This window comes from Chryseobacterium salviniae, assembly GCF_035819015.1.
Classification (GTDB): domain Bacteria; phylum Bacteroidota; class Bacteroidia; order Flavobacteriales; family Weeksellaceae; genus Chryseobacterium; species Chryseobacterium salviniae.
In genome coordinates, this window is sequence record NZ_JAYLAA010000044.1 from 115,947 (window position 1) to 134,041 (window position 18,095).

Below are 18,095 nucleotides of genomic sequence, written 5' to 3' on the forward strand. Positions count from 1 at the left end.
TATAATCATTTTAAAAGTTCCGTTTCATAAAAAACTCCCGAAATTTCGGGAGTTTTCTGTTATCTTTTTAAAGAAATGTAGGTGTAGTCTATCACCTGATCTCCGTTTTCGTCAATATTGTCGAACAACTGTTTAAGCCTCATCTCTGTACTTGTAAGAACAACCACCTGATATGGTCTTGGGCTGTCATTGGTATATTTTATAGTAAGCTTCTTAGTCTCTGTATCATAATCATACGTTCCTTCCGACTTGTAAGTGAGCTGGCAGTCTGCTCCTGTTCCGGTATATGCTGAAAAAGCGGTGTAAAAATCCGTTCTGTATTCAATTGTATTTTTGGTTTCACATCCGGTTGGTACATAAGTGCTGAGAGCCGTTTTATCGTCTTTTCCTGAAATTACTTCTGTTTTACTGATTTTCCATTCACCTTTCATCATATCCATTTCATACGCTTGGATATCATCATCTTCACATGAACTAAGCACGAATGCTGAAAAGGCAAATAAAAGTAATTGTTTTTTCATTTTTACAAATTTAAGAATATGCTAAAATATAAATAAATTTGAAATATCTCTAATGAAATTAAGGTTTTTTAAACGAATATTTGTAGACAAAATAATTTTTAACTAAAGTTTGAAGACGGTCATCGTAGTTGATTATCAATTTCGGGTTTAGGCAACTTCCATCATCCATCTTCAAGCTTCCTGCTTCTTTAATAGCTCATTTCTACGATCTTTCTTGCGTCCTGCGGCGTAAGCTTTCTGTATTCGCCTAAACCAGTCCAGTTTCTTTCCGTGAATGCTTTTTCCACCCTTTCTCCTGTTCCCTGGAAATCTTCCGTATATTCTGAAAGTTTCGTCTGAATATGCAGGCTGTGGAAAAATTCTTCCAGTTTCCTGATTCCTGCTTCTGCACGTTCTTCCATGCTTCCGTCTTTAATTCCCCAAACTCTTTCTGCGTATTGGGCTAATTTTTCTTTCTTAGAATCAAAATTATAACGGTAATGAGAAGGGGCGATGATAGCGAGTGTTCTTGCGTGGTCAATTCCGTAATATGCTGTAAGCTCGTGACCCATTGCGTGAACGGCCCAGTCAGTGATAACCCCTTTCTGGATGAGTCCGTTTAAAGCCATCGTGCAGCACCACATGAAATTTCCGGCAGCTTCATAGTCGAAATCATCTGCAAGAACTTTCGGGGCGGTTTCCTGGAGGCTGATCAAAATGCTTTCCGCAATTCTTTCCTGCAGATCTGCCGATGAAGGCGCTGTCATATACTGTTCCAAAACGTGCGTATAAGCATCCGTAAGTCCGTTAACAATCTGTCTTTGCGGAATTGATTTTACCACTTCAGGATCTAAAACTGAAAACTCAGGGAAAAGGCCCGGGCCGCCGGATGCCAGTTTTTCATTGGTTTCCCTTCTTGAAATCACGTATCCGGAATTCATTTCAGAGCCTGTTGCGGGCAATGTAAGAACTGTTCCGAAAGGCAGTCCTTCTCCTTCAAAAGTTCTTACCGGTTTTGTGAGGATTTCCCAAGGTTCGCCATCGTATTTGGCTGCCGCAGAAAGAAATTTCGTTCCGTCGATTACAGAACCGCCGCCAACAGCAAGAAGGAAGTCGATTTCTTTTTCTTTAATCAAACTTAAAGCATTGATCAGAATTTCATATTCCGGATTGGCAGGGATACCGCCAAATTCATAGATTTGATGATCTTTCAGCGCCTCTTTTACCTGGTCGTAGACACCATTGTTCTTAATGCTTCCGCTGCCGTAGATCATTAAAATTTTAGCATTCGTAGGAATTTCTTTAGAGATTTTGGTAATTTCCCCTTTACCGAAAAGTATTTTGGTTGGGTTTTTAAACTCGAAATTAAGCATAGTCCTTGATTTATTTTAATTCAAATGTACGCAATGCTTAATGAAATCAGAGTTAATAAAGTTTTAAAATTTTGATGATTGAATTTTATGAAAGCTATCAGGATTATTTTGGATTTTAAATAATAACTAATCTTTAAAACCAGAGTCTTTAAGATAATAATGTCGTCAGTTCGAGTAAAAATTCTGAAAAGAATTTTTACTCGAACTGACGATTAATCCAAAATTAACATCAATAAGTAGAGATATTTTTAACTTCCAGTTTTCCGGTTTTCCGGTTAATTATTATCAAAAAAGATTCTTTGCTTGTAGAATTGGTAAATTTTGTAAGGTAAAGAGAAATATGCTCTTCGTCTATCTTGTAAGAACTGCTGAGTATATTGCCTGTATCTACGATGTATCCGTAGGTGTTGGAAATTAAGACCGCTTCCGGCAGATTATCTACAAATCCAATAAAATTCCTCAACTGCTGCTCGTCTGAAAAATATAAAGTGCGTCCGTTTTCACAGGCTAAAACGTAAGAAAAACAGTCTTCACCGAGGCATTTTTGAAAAAATCCTTTTACTGGAGACGGATCATTCAGGGTCATGAAGTCCGGTGCCTGGCTTTCGTAAATGATTGCTTTATCGGGATCAGGGTTATTTCTGAGAACGCTCCAGTACTCATATTTTTTATCCGGAATGATGAAAGGATAGAGGAATTCCGGATTATCAAGAATTTCCGGGATTTTTCGGTAATCCGGCGGAACGGTTTTCTGGCTGAAAATCAAACCTGAACACAGCAATACAACCGGAAATAATACTTTCATTCTTTTATTTTTACAAAAATAATACCTGAAATTTATTGAAAAATAATTTTATAGTAGCCGTTTTCATCTTTTACATCGATCCCAACCCCGGTAAACGTCAATTTATTAATCTGATATCCTTCACAGCCGCTGTTAAATTCGGAAGATTCGATAGAAAAATCAAAAAGCTTTACATTAGAATAAAATTTATAATTTTTTGTGCCGTTAAACGCTCCTACATTTTCCAAAAGTATTCTGTTCTCTGAAGTTTTAGTAAGCTGAATGGCAGTATTATTTTCATCCAGTATCGAATAAGTTGTCAATGCTCCGTTAGCGATTAAATTTTCTCCGGCAGCATTCACAAATTCAAAAACAATGGGCTGTGGCGGATTATAGCAGTCTTCACCGCAGGCGGTGAAAAGGAAGAACATTATAAAGAATATGAATATTTTTTTCATGGAATAAATCATTGTGATTACTGTAAAAGTAAATAATTATATTCGCTATTCAAAATCATAAGCGATCTGCATTATGTCTGGCTCTGAATATCTTTAATACTTGTGACAGCTGATGATCCGTAATATAAAAATCATCTATATCAATTTCTATTTTCTCATTGTTATGAAAAAAGTAAAGATAATTAATTTCCGGTTTATAATCATGTTTTGATTCACGACTTATCAAACGTTTTACAATAATTTTTTCAAGCTGAATATCTTTCCAAAGATATGTTGGATTATCCTTTATCTTAATACCTTTTCTGTTGATTGCAATGATAACTTTGGATATTTTCTTAATTTCATTGAAAATTTTTACAATAAAATAGGCTGTAAAAGTTATTACTAAAGCTAAAATAATGATGCTTTGAGAATCAGATTTTACTATGATGGAGTAAAGAAAAACCAGTCCTAAAATCATAAAAATACTGTACATCGAAATTGCAATAATCCTTCCGGAACGTGAATATTTAACAATAACTTCATCGGGAAGTGTATTTTCATCATACACTATTTTATCATTTTTGTGAATGCTGTATTCTTTATGAATAAATACGCCGTTGATAAATGCGCCAATGAAAAAAATGATAGAAATAGGAAACAGGTATTGCAGCAGATAAATGCCTGTCAGTAAAGCTGCAGTTCCTAGAATAGCGTAGAAAATAATTCCGAACTTCATGTGTGGTTAAAAATTTTCACGAAGATACGGTTTCATCTTGGTTGTAGAACAGTTCTTTTTAATTGATTGTATTGCATTCTTCAAAAATATTTGTGAAATTTAGCTGATTTTTAAATTAAAAATAGGATTAAATGAAATCAAAATCCCCTACATTTGTTATATGATACATGACCAACGCGCAGAAAAATTCAGGCAGATCGTGGAAAATAAGTTCCAGATCTACAATTCATTGTTTATGAGCCTGCCTTATGATAAAATGACGAATATCGGGATGCTCCTTCCGTTTCTTTGCGAAGAAAGCAAAACCGGCTACGAAGCCGGAAAAACACCCGAACAAGTCGTTGAAGAATTTTTTAAAAGCCATACCGATTTACAGACTGAAGAGCAGAAACTCGAGCTGCTTTTTAAAATCATACAATATATTGAAAGACAGGTTGTTTTATTCGACAGTATCGAAGATGCGGCTTTCCCTAACCTTCATTCTGACAGCGATAAAGGAACGGTAACTAATCTTTACGAACATTCTCTTCAGGATCATAAGCTGGAAGAGGTTCGAGCAAAACTGAAAGATTTCGCCATCAAAATTGTTTTCACCGCACACCCGACACAGTTTTATCCGAACTCGGTACAAAGGATTCTTCATGACCTCAGAAATGCGATCACCACTGATTCCATCACCAATATCGACATGCTTCTGCAGCAGCTGGGAAAAACACCATTTGTCAACAAAGAAAAACCCACTCCGATTGATGAAGCCATGAGCATCATTTATTACCTGCGATATGTCTATTATGATACGATCGGGGAACTTTTCACGAAAATAAAAGAAACTTTCGGGACTGAACAGTTCCAGATCCATGAAGATCTCATTCAGCTTGGCTTCTGGCCCGGCGGCGACCGTGACGGAAATCCGTTTGTAACAGCCGATGTCACCAAAAGAGTGGCCGAAGAACTTCATTCAGCCATTTTAAAGGCCTATTATAATAATTTAAAATCAGTAAGGAGAAGATTAAGTTTCAGAGGAGTTTCGGAAGTGTTGACAAAACTCAGCAATGAGCTTTATAATGCCATATTCAGAAATGAAACCATTACATCCGAAGATATCATCCGAAGAATCGATGATGCGGAAAAAATCGTTAAAGAACAGCATAATTCTTTATTTATCAATCTCCTGACGGATTTCAGAGACCGGGTAAAAATTTTCGGGACTCATTTTGCAACCTTAGACGTCCGACAGGACAGCAGGGTTCATCAGAGAGTAATTGATGAAGTTTTTGCTAAAACTCGCGGGAATTCTGACGCAACTCAGGAAGAAAAATTCAATACCTTAATTCAGGCTACGGAAATAGTTAATCCGGATGATTTTGAAGATGTTGTTAAAGATACTTTAGTTACCGTTTCACAAATTTCGGAAATCCAAAAACTGAACGGTTCGAGAGGAATGAACCGCTATATTATCTCTAATTCTGATGCGGTAAAGGATGTGATGAATGTGTATGCCTTTTTCAAAATCTGCGGCTATCAGGATGAGGAAATCAATATGGACATTGTTCCGCTTTTTGAAACCATGGAAGGCCTTGCCAATGCGGAGAAAGTAATGGCCGAGCTTTATCAGAATCCGGTGTATCAAAAGCATCTGCAAAGAAGAGGAAATCAGCAGACCATTATGCTTGGTTTTTCTGATGGAACGAAAGACGGCGGTTATCTGAAAGCGAACTGGGAAATTTATAAGGCTAAAGAAGTTTTAACTAAGCTTTCTGAACAAAACGGAATTAAAGTGGTTTTCTTCGACGGAAGAGGCGGCCCGCCGGCAAGAGGCGGTGGAAAAACGCACGATTTTTATGCTTCCCAAGGAAAAACAATTGCCAATAATAAAATTGAATTAACCATTCAGGGACAGACCATTACCAGTATTTTTGGAAATAAAGAGCAGGCAAAATACAATTTTGAACAGCTTTTAACAGCCGGTGTAGAAAATGATGTTTTTAAAAATTCTAAAAAAGACCTTACGGAAAAGGAAAGAATTCTCATTGCCGAACTGGCAGAAATCAGCTATAAAAAATATTCTGATCTGAAAGCGCATCCGATGTTTGTTCCCTATCTTCAGGAAATGAGTACTTTAGAATATTACGGAAAAACCAATATCGGAAGCCGCCCCTCGAAAAGAGGTGCAGGAAATGAAATGAAATTTGAAGATTTAAGAGCTATCCCGTTTGTAGGTTCGTGGTCACAGCTTAAGCAGAATGTTCCCGGCTTTTTCGGATTCGGTTTTGCCATGCAGAAGATGAAAGAGCAGGGAAGGTTTGATGAAGTGATGGAGCTGTACAAAGGTTCCGATTTTTTCAAAACGTTGGTTTTAAATTCGATGATGAGCATGAATAAAACTTATTTTCCGCTGACGTATTATATCAAGAATCATCCGAAATTCGGTGCGTTCTGGAATATCTTGTTTGATGAATATAATTTATCTAAAAATATTATGCTTGAGCTTACCGGCTTCAGCATGCTTCAGCAGGAAGATCCGCTGTCCAGGAAATCTGTGAAGATCCGTGAAAGAATTGTTCTTCCGCTGTTGAGCATTCAGCAGTATGCGCTGATCAAAATTCAGAAAGGAGAAGGCAATAAAGAAGCGTATGAAAAGCTTGTGACCCGTTCTCTGTTTGGGAATATCAACGCCAGCAGAAATTCAGCTTAAAAAATTTTTGAAGTATGAATATCCTCTTTTTTATTCTCTGCAATTTATTACTTTAACAAATTGCAATGGACTGTATCAGAGAACTATTAATAATTTTCCCTGAAAATGAGGATGTCAGAAAGATATATTCTTACTATTAAAACAACAAAAAACCTCTCATCACGAGAGGTTTTGCTTTATTCTTTTATAAATTTTTCATAATATATTGCATCTTTTGTTTTGATTTTCAGATAATAAACGCCCTTGCTGAAATCTTCAACTTTTACGGATTTCTGATTATTTGCTGTGGTGATCAGTCTTCCTAAATTATCATAAACTTCCAGTGATATGATTTCTTTTTCCGAAGCAATATTTAAAATATTTTTAGTGGGATTGGGGAAAATCGCAATATTATTTTTCTTCACTAATTCAGAAGTGTTTAGAACATTGTTGTACAAACTTCCGAAATTAAGGATTCCGAAACCCATCTGATCGGTGTGATTGGGATAAAGAGAAGCAGTCTGTCTGAGTTTATCTCTCATCAGATCCCTGTTCATTGCAGGAAATGCCTGGATAAAGCAGGCAACACCTCCCGCTGCAATTGGTGTGGCAATTGAGGTTCCGCTTACCGGAAGGGTAGAATTGTTGTTGCTCACCGTAATTGCGGCTGTTCCTCTTGCACTCGCATCCGGTTTAATGACTCCCACGGAATTAGGACCAAAAGACGAAAAATTGGATGAAGCACCTGCAGCATCTACAGAACCGATCGTAAAGACTTTCGCATTATCCGCCGGCGTTAAAATATAGTGCCACGGTTGAGTCCCAGAATTTCCGGCAGCAAATAATACGAAGATTCCTTTATTTACGGCAATTTCAGCACCGCGTGCAATGAAAGAGGTCGTTCCGTTCATATTGGCGTAGGTGTAATTGTATTTCGGGTCATCAAAATTATAGTAGCCTAAAGAAGTTGTGATCAGATCGACACCTTTTCGGTCTGCTTCTTCGGCAGCTTCAATCCAATACAGTTCTTCTTCGGGAATTTCAACATTCGCATTTTCGCTTCGGTACAGATAGAAATCGGCATCAGGAGCAGAACCTACGAAAGTGTCCTGTACGAAACCACCGATTGCTCCCAGAACTACGGTTCCGTGAATATTTAAGGAAGGATTATAAATGTCTGTGGTTTTCGTTACAAAATCATACCCGCCTTTGATGTGTCCGTTGTTCCAAAGCCTTGAAAATGCGGAGCCTGTATTTACATTTGGGAAACCGGTATCAATCACTGCAATGGTTATTCCTGTTCCGGTATATCCTGCAAGATGCAGCGGACGGAGGTTAATCTGGTCAATCTGCTGCGCCCCGGAACCGTAATCGAAAACCGTAAGATTTTTTCCTGCATCGGCATTCGGGTTTTCCCATTTGTTGATGTTTTGCATTTTAGGAACTCCTGATGTATTTCGGGCAAAGCTTTCTACGGAATTTACATAGGTCTGCGACTGTAATAATGCTATTTGAGCCGGAGTAGCATTTACGGCAACTCCATTCAGCCATTTTGAATAATCTGTAACCGTGAACCCAAGATTCTGAATATTGGTGATGTAAGAAGGCTCAATAGGAGCGTCCTGGTCATTCAAAGAAACCCCAAGCGCTGTGCGGCGGTTAAGGGCCTTTTGGGAAAGTTCAGACAAAGGATTGGCGTAAAATGCAGCTTTGTTCGGCTTGTCTTTAAAATATACGAAAACAAGCGACGTTTGGGCAAAACTCAACGAATAACCCGTTAAAAGACAAAAGAGTATAATTTTTTTCATGTAGATATTTTATATAAAGATAAAACAAAATCAATAAAATTTTTGATAGGATTTTAAATTCCTTATTTTTACAGAAATATTTATTTATGAAAAAGATTCAAATGGTTGACTTACAAAGTCAGTATTACAAGATAAAAAATGAAGTAGATAATGCAGTTTCAAATGTAATGGATTCGGCGGCTTTCATCAACGGCCCCGAGGTAAAGTCTTTCCAGAATGAATTAGAGTCTTATTTAGACGTAAAGCATGTGATCCCGTGTGCCAATGGTACAGATGCCCTTCAGATTGCTTTAATGGCGCTGGATCTTGAAGAAGGGGATGAAATCATCACGGCAGATTTTACGTTTGCTGCAACCGTTGAAGTAATTCATCTGCTTAAACTTAAATCGGTACTGGTAGATGTTGATTATGATACGTTTACCATTTCCACGGAAGCTATTAAAAAGGCGATTACTCCGAAAACAAAAGCCATTATTCCGGTTCATCTTTTCGGGCAATGTGCAGATATGGAAGAAATTCTGAAAATTGCTGAACAGCACAATTTATATGTTATTGAAGATAATGCCCAGGCGATCGGTGCCGAATTTACATTCTCCGACGGAACAGTAAAAAAAGCAGGAACCATGTCTACTGTAGGAACCACTTCTTTTTTTCCTTCTAAAAATTTAGGATGCTACGGCGATGGCGGTGCCATTTTCACCAATAATGATGAATTAGCGCACCGTTTGAGAGGAATCGTTAACCATGGTATGTACGAAAGATATTATCATGACGAGGTTGGAGTAAACTCTAGATTAGACAGCATTCAGGCTGCGATTTTGAGAAAAAAGCTTCCGCATCTGGATAATTATAATGAAGCAAGAAACAAATCAGCTGATTATTACGATGAGGCTTTTGCCGGACATGAACATATTTTAACGCCGAAAAGAGCAGAAAATTCCACACACGTTTTCCATCAGTACACGTTGAGAATTTTAAACGGTAAACGTAATGATCTTCAGAAGTTTTTAACGGAAAAGGAAATTCCGGCCATGATTTATTATCCTGTCGCCCTAAGAAAGCAAAAAGCTTATTTTCAGGAAAGCAACGATGCCGATTTTGTGAATACGGATAAATTACTGGATGAGGTAATTTCTCTTCCGATGCATACGGAACTGGATGAGGAGCAGCTGAAGTATATTGCAGATGCCGTGCTGGAGTTTATGAAATAATGAGAAGGAAGGTTTTCAGATATAAATTTGTTTATTTTATAGCGATTATTAGTAGCTTATTATTGTTGTGGTTTACAATTAATGCTACTCTTTCCTTATATAATAATTTAAATTTAATAAAATTGATATTCGTTCCCTTAGCACTTGTTTTAAATTTAGTAACATTTATTAACTTAATAGGAAAATATAAACGATCTGTTTTGTTTCTTAATATTAGTTTGTGCTTATTTATTTTTTTAACAGGTAAAACTATAATAACTGATATTCTCAATCATGGATTTTCTCTTCAAGATAACTCTTATAAATATTTTTTACCATTCTTAATAATTTTAATAATTGTTAATAAATATAAAGTCAGTAATATTAAGTTTGATAACGAAATTGAATCCATAGGAACACAAAATGATTAACAACACATTGTCAAAGTTGAAATCTTTGACAAAGTTTAAAAAATAAATTATGCTTCACGAGGAAAGGATATTAAAGAATAAGTTTGCGTATTTTTTTGCAATTGTTTTTGTACTCTGCTGGATGATATTTTTTGCATACAATATGTTTAATATTTTTGTAAGAAACTATGGATTGAAAGATGAGTATTCAGGAATTAAAATTCCTATTTATGCATTATATTTTTTAATTCTTCCATTGTTAAGTATTACGTTAGTAAGTATTTTTAAAGAATCAATAAAAATGTTTACGTATTTAAATATTTCTTTATTGTTAATGATTATATTTCATGGATTATTATTCTATATTAGTTATACTAAGGTTAAAAAGCCTAACGAATATTTGATTTCATACATGTTTTCAAATTTGCTATTTATTGTTGGTCCGACTATACTAATTAATTATTTAAAGTATTCTCCTGCCAATAATGAAATTGAATCCATAGGAACACACAATGATTAAAAAACAATACTTCGTCAGAGATTTCAACTTTGACAAAGTCAAAAAAAATACAATATGGCAATACTCGTAACAGGAGGTCTCGGATATATCGGTTCGCACACGGTAGTGGAACTTTTAAATAACAATTTTGAAGTTGTTATTGTGGATGATTTATCCAATTCAGAAAAATTTATACTTAAAAACATTGAAGAAATTACAGGTAGAAAACCGGTTTTTTATCCTTTTGATTTAAAAAGAAGAGAGCTTTTGACCCAGGTTTTCGACGCGCATTCTATTGAAGGCTGTATCAATTTTGCCGCTTCAAAAGCGGTGGGAGAGAGCCAGGTGAAACCAGTGGATTATTATGAAAACAATCTTTTTTCTTTGATCAATATCTTACAGGAATTTAAAGAAAGAGGACTTTCCAACTTTATCTTCAGTTCTTCCTGTACCGTATATGGTCAGGCTGATAATATGCCGATTGATGAAAATACACCGCTTAAAATGCCGGAAAGCGTTTATGGTAAAACCAAGCAGATGGGCGAGGAAATTTTAGCAGATTTTGCCAAAGCTTATCAGAGAAAAATTTGTCTTTTAAGATATTTCAACCCAATCGGGGCGCATCCTTCTTCAAAAATTGGTGAATTACCTATAGGAATTCCAAATAATCTCGTACCTTACGTTATGCAAACAGCAGCTGGAATCCGTGAAAAGCTGAATGTCTGGGGAAATGATTATCCAACACCCGACGGAACGGCAATCCGCGATTATATTTATGTGGTTGACCTTGCAAAAGCGCATGTTGCTGCGCTGCAAAAATTAATGCAAAGTACTTCAGAAGAAGCTGTGGTTGATATTTACAACCTCGGAACCGGAAAAGGATCGTCCGTTTTGGAAGTCATTAAAGCTTTTGAAACGGCAAATAATGTTGAGGTTCCTTATCAGATCTGTGAACGCCGGGAGGGAGATATTACCATAGCCTATGCCAATGCTGATAAAGCGGAAAGAGAACTCGGATGGAAATCTGAAACTTCTTTGGAAGAATCGTTAAGAACGGTATGGGAATGGCAGAGATATCTTGAGTCCAGAAATATGTAGAATTAATTTAAAAGAAATTTATTATATGAAAACACAAAGAATAGGCATTACGTTTTCGTCGTTCGACTTGCTTCACGCCGGTCACATTAAAATGCTTGAAGAGGCAAAAACGGTTTGTGATTATCTTATTGTAGGTCTGCAGATTGACCCCTCGCATGACCGACCGAATAAAAATAAACCTACGCAGACTATTGTGGAAAGATATATCCAATTGAAGGCCGTAAATGCGGTGGATGAAATTATTCCTTATTACACAGAGCAGGATCTTGAAGATATCTTGAAATCGTTTGTAATTGATGTAAGGATTATCGGGGATGATTACAGGGATAAAGATTTTACAGGAAAAAAATACTGTGAAGAAAATGGCATCGAAATTTTTTATAACAAAAGAGATCACAGGTTTTCTTCTACCGACCTCAGAAAAAGAATTTACGAAGCCGAAATGGAGAAAAATTCAAAAGCTGAAGCTTCCAAATAAAAAAATCCCGAAATTATTTTTCGGGATTTTATTTTATGTATGATAGGAATTATATTGGTCCGCCCTGCTCATCGCCGCCTGTATCATTGGCATTGATGTCTTTTTTGCGTTTCGGCTGTTCCACTTTCTCACCCTGCTTAAATCTGTAAGTAAATGAAAGAGCGAACTGTCTTGGCTGCCACTGCATATAAGAATCCCTTACACTGTTTGCTGTGTATGTAGTAGATCTCATTGCTCTTGTGTTGAAGATATCTTGGATATTGAAAGAAATAGTTGCATTTCCATCCCATATGGTTTTTGAAGCCCCGAAGTTAATGGCATACATATCTTTTCTATCCTGATAGGCTGTTTTCTGGCCTCCTCTATAGAATCCTTGTAACTGTACACTGAATGTTTTATCGAATTTCACCGTAGAAGTAAGTCTTGCTCTTGTTGAGAATCCTTTTCCTTCAAAATTAGCAACAGCCTGTATAGGATTTCCTTCTAGATCAAAGGTGTCATACAGAATGCTTCCTTTTGTATTATAGCCGAATAAATCAACGTTTCCAAGGAATTTTAGCCAGCTGTTGGCATCCCAGTTGAAATTTAAATCCAACCCGAAACGGTCGTCAGTACCAAGGTTAATCGGTTTTGTATGAGATTCGATCACTTTAGGATCAAGAATATTTCCGTCTTCGTCAGTAGCTAATTTGTTATATACTAACATTTTAGTGTCATCCGTCTGATGTCTGTAGTATAATGTAGGGTTGATGGTGAACTTTTTCTTGGAGATGCTGTACCCGAACTCATAAGAATCAACATATGAAGGGTTCAGATCAATATTACCATCGAAAATATTCTGGTTGTCATTGTAATTAGGATTTGGAATCAGGAAGAACGATCTCGGGCGGTCAATTCTTCGGGTGTAATTTAACAATAGCTGGTTGTCTTTTGAAAATTCATAGCTTAAATACACGCTCGGAAACAGATTGTTATAATTTTTTCTGGTATTTAAAGCAGGACTTGTCGGAAGTAAATTTTTATATGCGATATCAATATTTGAAATCTCATCTCTCAATCCTAACTGGTAACCTAAATTTCCGATCTTACTTTTAAACTGAAGATAGAATGCATTAAACATCTCCTTGTAGGTAGCATCATAAGTATAGGGTCTTAAGAATGATAAAGGAGCCTGCTTTATACTCTGTTGTACATCATTGCTGTAATCGTTGTTGTTGATGTCTAATCGGTAACCGGCCTCCAATTTAGAGTTTTCTCCAATAGGCAGCTCATAATCTGCTTTGGCAATTACAGTTCTGTTTATTGTATTTTGGTTAACAATATTTTCTAATTCTTCTATGCCATCACGAGTTTGGTCAATATGCGTGTCATTGTATGAACGGTTTCTCTGTAAGCTTAATGATAAAGACAAATTTTGTCCTTTATCGTCAAATTTATGATCTAATCCTAAATCTCCCTGAAATGCAAGGTTATTATTTGTTCCTAAGGCAATCCTTTGCGTACGACTGTTTGGAATTGCCAGGAAATCGTAGAAATAATCAATATTTCCTACACTTTCATTATCAAACGTTCTTACGGTCCCGGATGCATTTACGGAAGTTTTATCCGTGATGTCATAAACAATTCCTGCAGAAGCATTATAGTTGTTATTCTTGCTGTTGTTTTCAGAATCGGTATTTCTCTGGATCTGATCATCATTATTAACGGCATTGCTGAAGTAATCATCATTTCTGTTGGTATTTTTAGACTCTCTGTATCCGCCGCCGCCATTGAGAAACCAGGTAAAGTTTCCTTTTCTCCAGCTTAGATTGGTGTTCAGGTTGGTTTGCGGAAGATAGCCTAATGTTCCGGTAACGCTTCCGTTAAAACCTGTTTTTTTGCTTTTCTTTAAAATAATATTGAGAATACCGGCTGTTCCGCTTGCTTCAAACTTGGATGAAGGATTGGTAATTACCTCAATTCTCTCAATCTGGTCTGCCGGAATACTTTGCAAAGCATTGGCCCCGTCATCAATTCCCAATAATGCAGAAGGCTTACCGTTAATTAAGAACCTTACATTAGAACTACCTCTCATGGAAACCGTACCGTCGGTATCAACAGAAACCGAAGGAACATTGGAAAGGACATCCTGAAGGTTCCCTCCTTTGCTCACAATATCCTGTGACGGATCGTAAGTTCTTTTATCAAGCTCAACTTTATAAGGTTTTGTGGAGGGTGCCGTAATGACAACTCCCTGAATTTCACCGGTTTTAATATTGGTAGCACTGGCTTCCGGATCAATAGATAACGCACCTATATTGCCGGCTGATGTAATCTGCCTGTTAACAACATTCTTTTTGTAATCGATTGCCTCAACGGTAATGTCGTACTGTCCGGGTGTAAGATCAAGCTTGTATTGCCCCTTTTCATCGGTAAGTGTGGCGTCGCTCAACTGTTTGTTTGCCTTGTTACTAAACGTAACTGAAGCATAAGGAACGGGTTGGTTGTTTTTGCTGACGACCGACCCCGAAATACCTACCTTCTCCTGCGCAAAAGCCAAAGCGGCTGCCGAAAGTACAAAAGTAAGCCCTAAGGTTTTCTTTGTAAAAATGTTAATGATTTCCGTCTGATTCATAAGGTATTTTTTGTGTAAAATCGTGAAAGATTTTTCTTAATATTATGAAATTATCAATGATGAATAACTTCAAATATTAAGCCTAATTTATTATTTGTAAATATATATGTCACTTTAAATGGCGAAACGTTAATTGTAAAATTGTTAAAAAAAGTTAATTATGATTATTATTTTATATTATTAGAATTCAGCCAGTCCTGATAAGCCTTTGCATTAATCGCATGCTGCTCGGCACTTGCGGTAAACTTGTGGTATCCTAATCTTGCAGGATCGGCGCACATGAAAATATAATCGTTTTTTTCAGCATTTAAAACTGCATCAACAGAATTTTTATCTACCACACAGATCGGTCCGGGAGGAATACCTTTATTGGCATACGTATTATAAGGCGATGGTGTAGATAAGTGCTTATAAAAAACCCTTTTAATGGGCTGCTGGAAATTAGTCTGTTTATTGATGGCATAAATTACCGTAGGATCCGATTGTAATTTCATTCCTTTTCTGTAACGGTTGAGGTAAAGGCCTGCAATGGTTCTCATTTCATCTTTCTTTCCTCCGGATTCTTTATAAACAATAGAAGCCAGTGCATAAATCTGATCTCTTGTAAGTCCTGACTGCTGCTCTTTAGCTTTTCTTTCAGCATTCCAGAATTCATTATACTGATCGTTGAATTTATTGAAAAATTCTTCCGGTGTTACCGTCCAGAAAAAATTATAAGTATCAATAAAAAAATATTTTTTAAGATCTTCTGCGTTATTGTAACCTTTTTCAGCGGCAATAGTATTTAATCCTTTTACAAATTGCGAAGAATCCAGCTCGGTTTTCTTGGTAACTTTACCGAGCATTTGGTATACATCTCCGAAATCACCGATCCTAAAGCTGTTCTCACTCTGGTTTCCTGCTTTAATCATATTCACAAGGCGGGTATTTCCCAATCCTTTCTGAAAATGATAACGCCCAGCTTTGAAATATTTTTCAAGATCTTTTTCTTTGGCTACCGCTTCAAATGTTTCTTTATTGTCTACATATTTAGCGGCAGAATCTAAGATCTGTTTAAAGCCTGCGTTGTGGGGAATCAGGACATATCCGTCTTTTTTAATATTATTTCCATAATATTTAGCATAAAATTTAAAACCAAAGAATCCACCTATCGCAAAAATAAGCAGGATAATGATGAGTATAGCTTTTTTCATGTACCGTTATTATATTATTTACAAAACGTCTATTCTTCCTTTAAAAACCTGTTTTGCAGGGCCTTCCAGCCAAATGTTTCTGAAAGAATTTCCGTTTTTTTCGGCATATACTTTAAGATTTCCTCCCAAAGTCTTTACATTTACGGAAATTAGATTGTTATTTTGCAGAAAAGTTAAAGCAGAAGCTGTAACTCCTGTTCCGCAGCTGTAGGTTTCATCCTCAACGCCTCGTTCATAGGTTCTTACAAATATCTCATCATCATTAATTTTTTCCACAAAGTTCACATTGATTCCCTTTTCTTTATAATTCTCAGCATTTCGGATGCTGCTTCCTTCCGCAAAAACATTATAATTTACCAGATCTTCAACATATTTTACGTAATGGGGCGAACCGGTATTCATCACGGTATCTTTTCCATCCAGAGAAATCGTTTCCACATCATTCATTTTCAGCTTTACGATTCCATTGTGAATTTCAGCTTCATGGGCACCGTCAATAGCTATAAAACTACATTTTCCTTCAAAAATATCAAGGAAAAAAGCAAAGGCAACTGAACAGCGGGCCCCGTTTCCGCAAAAGCTTTTTGAGCCATCGGAATTATAATAATCCACTTCAAAATCAAAACCTTCTGCCTTGTTTATTTTGATGAGCCCGTCTGCACCGATACCGAATCTTCGGTCGCAAAGTTTCCGGATATTGTCAATGGAAAGACCATCCCATTCTCCGGAACGATTGTCAATCATTACGAAGTCATTTCCGGTTCCCTGATATTTATAAAATTCCATAGATAGCTTGATATTTGTCTCAGATTGAGCATGCAAAATTACTATAATTAAAGCAAAAAACGAACAGTGTTAGCTGTCCGTTTCCTTATTTATAATCGTTTTATCTAAAGCCGCCGCCGTTCGTATTCTGATTGTTGTTCGGCTGCGCCGGAGCCTGCTGGCTGGTTGACCCGGAATTGTTCCTGAATCCTCCGCTGCTCGAATTATTAGAGTTATTTCTGAACCCGCTGTTATTGTTGTTCTGAGGTTGCTGCGTATTCTGCTGCTGGTTTCTGAAACCGTTATTAGGTCTTTGAGTGTTATTCTGCCTGTTGCTGTTTCTGAAACTTCCGTTATTGGAAGTGCCGTCATTTACATTTCCTCTGAAACCGTTATTGGGCCTTGCAGAAGTCGCTTCACCGGTCGATCTTCTTTCAACATACACTTTTCTGCGTGAATTGTTGTAATTCTGGTAGTAATAAGGAATACCGTTGTCGTAATAATAATTCATATTATTTCGGTAATAATATCCATCATTTCCCCAATATCCGCCACCTCCATAATATCCTTGTGGTGCATAATAATATCCGTTATCATAATATGGATCTCCGTAAGCGTTTGCATAAGGATCTGCGTACGCCGTACACGATGCTAAACTTGCTATCGTAACAACGCTTAATGCTATTTTTAATAAATTTTTCATAATTTTTTTAACTTTTTCTTAAACTTTCCTTCCAGGTAATATAGCCCTGGATGGCCATTATAGTAAATACCAAATATTGAACCGAAGTGATACCGAGACCTTTATGAATCATCATGGGAATACAGATAAAATCTCCGATGATCCAGAAAATCCAGTTTTCAATACGCCTTTTAGCCATAAACCACATCCCTACAAGAAATACGGAAGTGGTTACTACATCCAGCCAGTTGCCCCAATCCAGGTGATACAAACCAAGATTGATGTTTTCCATTGAAAACCGGTTGTCGATATATGGTTTATAATAATATACTACAGTTACTAAGATTAAACTTAAGGCGAAAAGTAAAATACCGTACAGCCATTCTTTTTTCGTAGCCCATGAAACCTCTACATGAACATGGTCATCCGAATTTTTTGCCCATAAAATCCATCCGTAAATACTCATTATGGTATAGTAAACATTAATCATACAGTCGCCCAAAAGCCCGAAATTGAAAAGAATGTACACATAAATAAGTGTGGAAATGATTCCTGTAGGATACACCCAGATATTTTTTTTAATGGAAAAATAAACGCTAAGAATTCCGAATACAGTAGCGAAGGATTCCAGGAAAATCTGTAGGGGTGTATAGGTTTCGTAGGGTTTCACGAAAAGATCGTATAGATTCATGAGATCAAAAATAAATAAAAAAAGGCATATTTTAAAATGATTTAAATAATATGAAAATCAGATTTTTATCTGCCTTTCTGTAAAATAAATGATGAAATTCTATTAATAAACGTTAAGGTTTCTAAAATTTTTATATTTTCGTAAATCTTTAATAAATAAT

Annotated in this window: 16 protein-coding genes; 5 read left to right on the plus strand and 11 right to left on the minus strand. The window is 36.5% G+C overall.

Annotated features, from left to right (window positions below; genetic code table 11):
• Positions 1-59: 59 nt before the first annotated feature.
• The 5 genes from SOP96_RS14085 to SOP96_RS14105 all read right to left on the minus strand — a co-directional run bounded on the left by SOP96_RS14085 (position 60) and on the right by SOP96_RS14105 (position 3,833).
• Complete coding sequence (locus SOP96_RS14085; RefSeq protein ID WP_326321567.1) at positions 60-521, minus strand: lipocalin-like domain-containing protein; 462 nt, start codon at positions 519-521, stop codon at positions 60-62.
• A 188-nt stretch (positions 522-709) separates the two neighbouring features.
• The gene (locus tag SOP96_RS14090) at positions 710-1,873 is read right to left on the minus strand and encodes an iron-containing alcohol dehydrogenase (protein WP_326321568.1); all 1,164 of its coding nucleotides are present in this window, start codon (positions 1,871-1,873) and stop codon (positions 710-712) included.
• Between the two features lie 229 nt (positions 1,874-2,102).
• Positions 2,103-2,678: a hypothetical protein gene (locus SOP96_RS14095; protein WP_326321569.1), complete on the minus strand. Its 576-nt coding sequence runs from the start codon at positions 2,676-2,678 to the stop codon at positions 2,103-2,105.
• Positions 2,679-2,710: 32 nt separating this feature from the next.
• Positions 2,711-3,115, minus strand: coding sequence for a hypothetical protein (locus SOP96_RS14100; RefSeq protein WP_326321570.1), 405 nt, complete (start codon positions 3,113-3,115; stop codon positions 2,711-2,713).
• A 55-nt stretch (positions 3,116-3,170) separates the two neighbouring features.
• Entirely contained in the window at positions 3,171-3,833 is a 663-nt protein-coding gene (locus SOP96_RS14105; protein ID WP_326321571.1) for a hypothetical protein, read from the minus strand.
• Between the two features lie 160 nt (positions 3,834-3,993).
• On the opposite strand from SOP96_RS14105, the gene SOP96_RS14110 reads away from it, so the two are divergent.
• Positions 3,994-6,528: a phosphoenolpyruvate carboxylase gene (locus SOP96_RS14110; protein WP_326321572.1), complete on the plus strand. Its 2,535-nt coding sequence runs from the start codon at positions 3,994-3,996 to the stop codon at positions 6,526-6,528.
• A gap of 176 nt (positions 6,529-6,704) precedes the next feature.
• Here SOP96_RS14110 and SOP96_RS14115 read toward each other — a convergent pair whose 3' ends face one another.
• On the minus strand, positions 6,705-8,315 hold the full coding sequence (locus tag SOP96_RS14115) for a S8/S53 family peptidase (protein ID WP_326321573.1): 1,611 nt from the start codon (positions 8,313-8,315) through the stop codon (positions 6,705-6,707).
• An 86-nt stretch (positions 8,316-8,401) separates the two neighbouring features.
• Here SOP96_RS14115 and SOP96_RS14120 point away from each other — a divergent pair, with 86 nt between their 5' ends.
• From SOP96_RS14120 to SOP96_RS14135, 4 genes are all read left to right on the plus strand, one after another.
• Positions 8,402-9,526 carry a DegT/DnrJ/EryC1/StrS family aminotransferase gene (locus tag SOP96_RS14120; protein ID WP_326321574.1) on the plus strand — a complete coding sequence of 375 codons (1,125 nt, stop codon included), beginning with the start codon at positions 8,402-8,404 and terminating at the stop codon, positions 9,524-9,526.
• A 459-nt stretch (positions 9,527-9,985) separates the two neighbouring features.
• Positions 9,986-10,435: a hypothetical protein gene (locus SOP96_RS14125; RefSeq protein ID WP_326321575.1), complete on the plus strand. Its 450-nt coding sequence runs from the start codon at positions 9,986-9,988 to the stop codon at positions 10,433-10,435.
• Positions 10,436-10,489: 54 nt separating this feature from the next.
• Complete coding sequence (gene galE / locus SOP96_RS14130) at positions 10,490-11,512, plus strand: UDP-glucose 4-epimerase GalE (protein WP_326321576.1); 1,023 nt, start codon at positions 10,490-10,492, stop codon at positions 11,510-11,512.
• Positions 11,513-11,537: 25 nt separating this feature from the next.
• Positions 11,538-11,990, plus strand: coding sequence for an adenylyltransferase/cytidyltransferase family protein (locus SOP96_RS14135; protein WP_326321577.1), 453 nt, complete (start codon positions 11,538-11,540; stop codon positions 11,988-11,990).
• Positions 11,991-12,039: 49 nt separating this feature from the next.
• Here the strand turns inward: SOP96_RS14135 and SOP96_RS14140 are convergent, their stop codons facing one another.
• The 5 genes from SOP96_RS14140 to pnuC form a co-directional block, all read right to left on the minus strand.
• The gene (locus SOP96_RS14140; RefSeq protein ID WP_326321578.1) at positions 12,040-14,604 is read right to left on the minus strand and encodes a TonB-dependent receptor domain-containing protein; all 2,565 of its coding nucleotides are present in this window, start codon (positions 14,602-14,604) and stop codon (positions 12,040-12,042) included.
• Positions 14,605-14,771: 167 nt separating this feature from the next.
• Positions 14,772-15,797 (minus strand): endolytic transglycosylase MltG, encoded by a 1,026-nt coding sequence (gene mltG / locus SOP96_RS14145; RefSeq protein WP_326321579.1) that lies wholly within the window; start codon positions 15,795-15,797, stop codon positions 14,772-14,774.
• Positions 15,798-15,815: 18 nt separating this feature from the next.
• A complete protein-coding gene (dapF, locus tag SOP96_RS14150; RefSeq protein ID WP_326321580.1) occupies positions 15,816-16,583 on the minus strand; it encodes a diaminopimelate epimerase in 768 nt (255 codons plus the stop codon).
• A gap of 100 nt (positions 16,584-16,683) precedes the next feature.
• Complete coding sequence (locus SOP96_RS14155; RefSeq protein ID WP_326321581.1) at positions 16,684-17,265, minus strand: hypothetical protein; 582 nt, start codon at positions 17,263-17,265, stop codon at positions 16,684-16,686.
• Between the two features lie 7 nt (positions 17,266-17,272).
• Entirely contained in the window at positions 17,273-17,935 is a 663-nt protein-coding gene (pnuC, locus tag SOP96_RS14160) for a nicotinamide riboside transporter PnuC (RefSeq protein ID WP_326321582.1), read from the minus strand.
• Between the last annotated feature and the right edge of the window lie 160 nt (positions 17,936-18,095).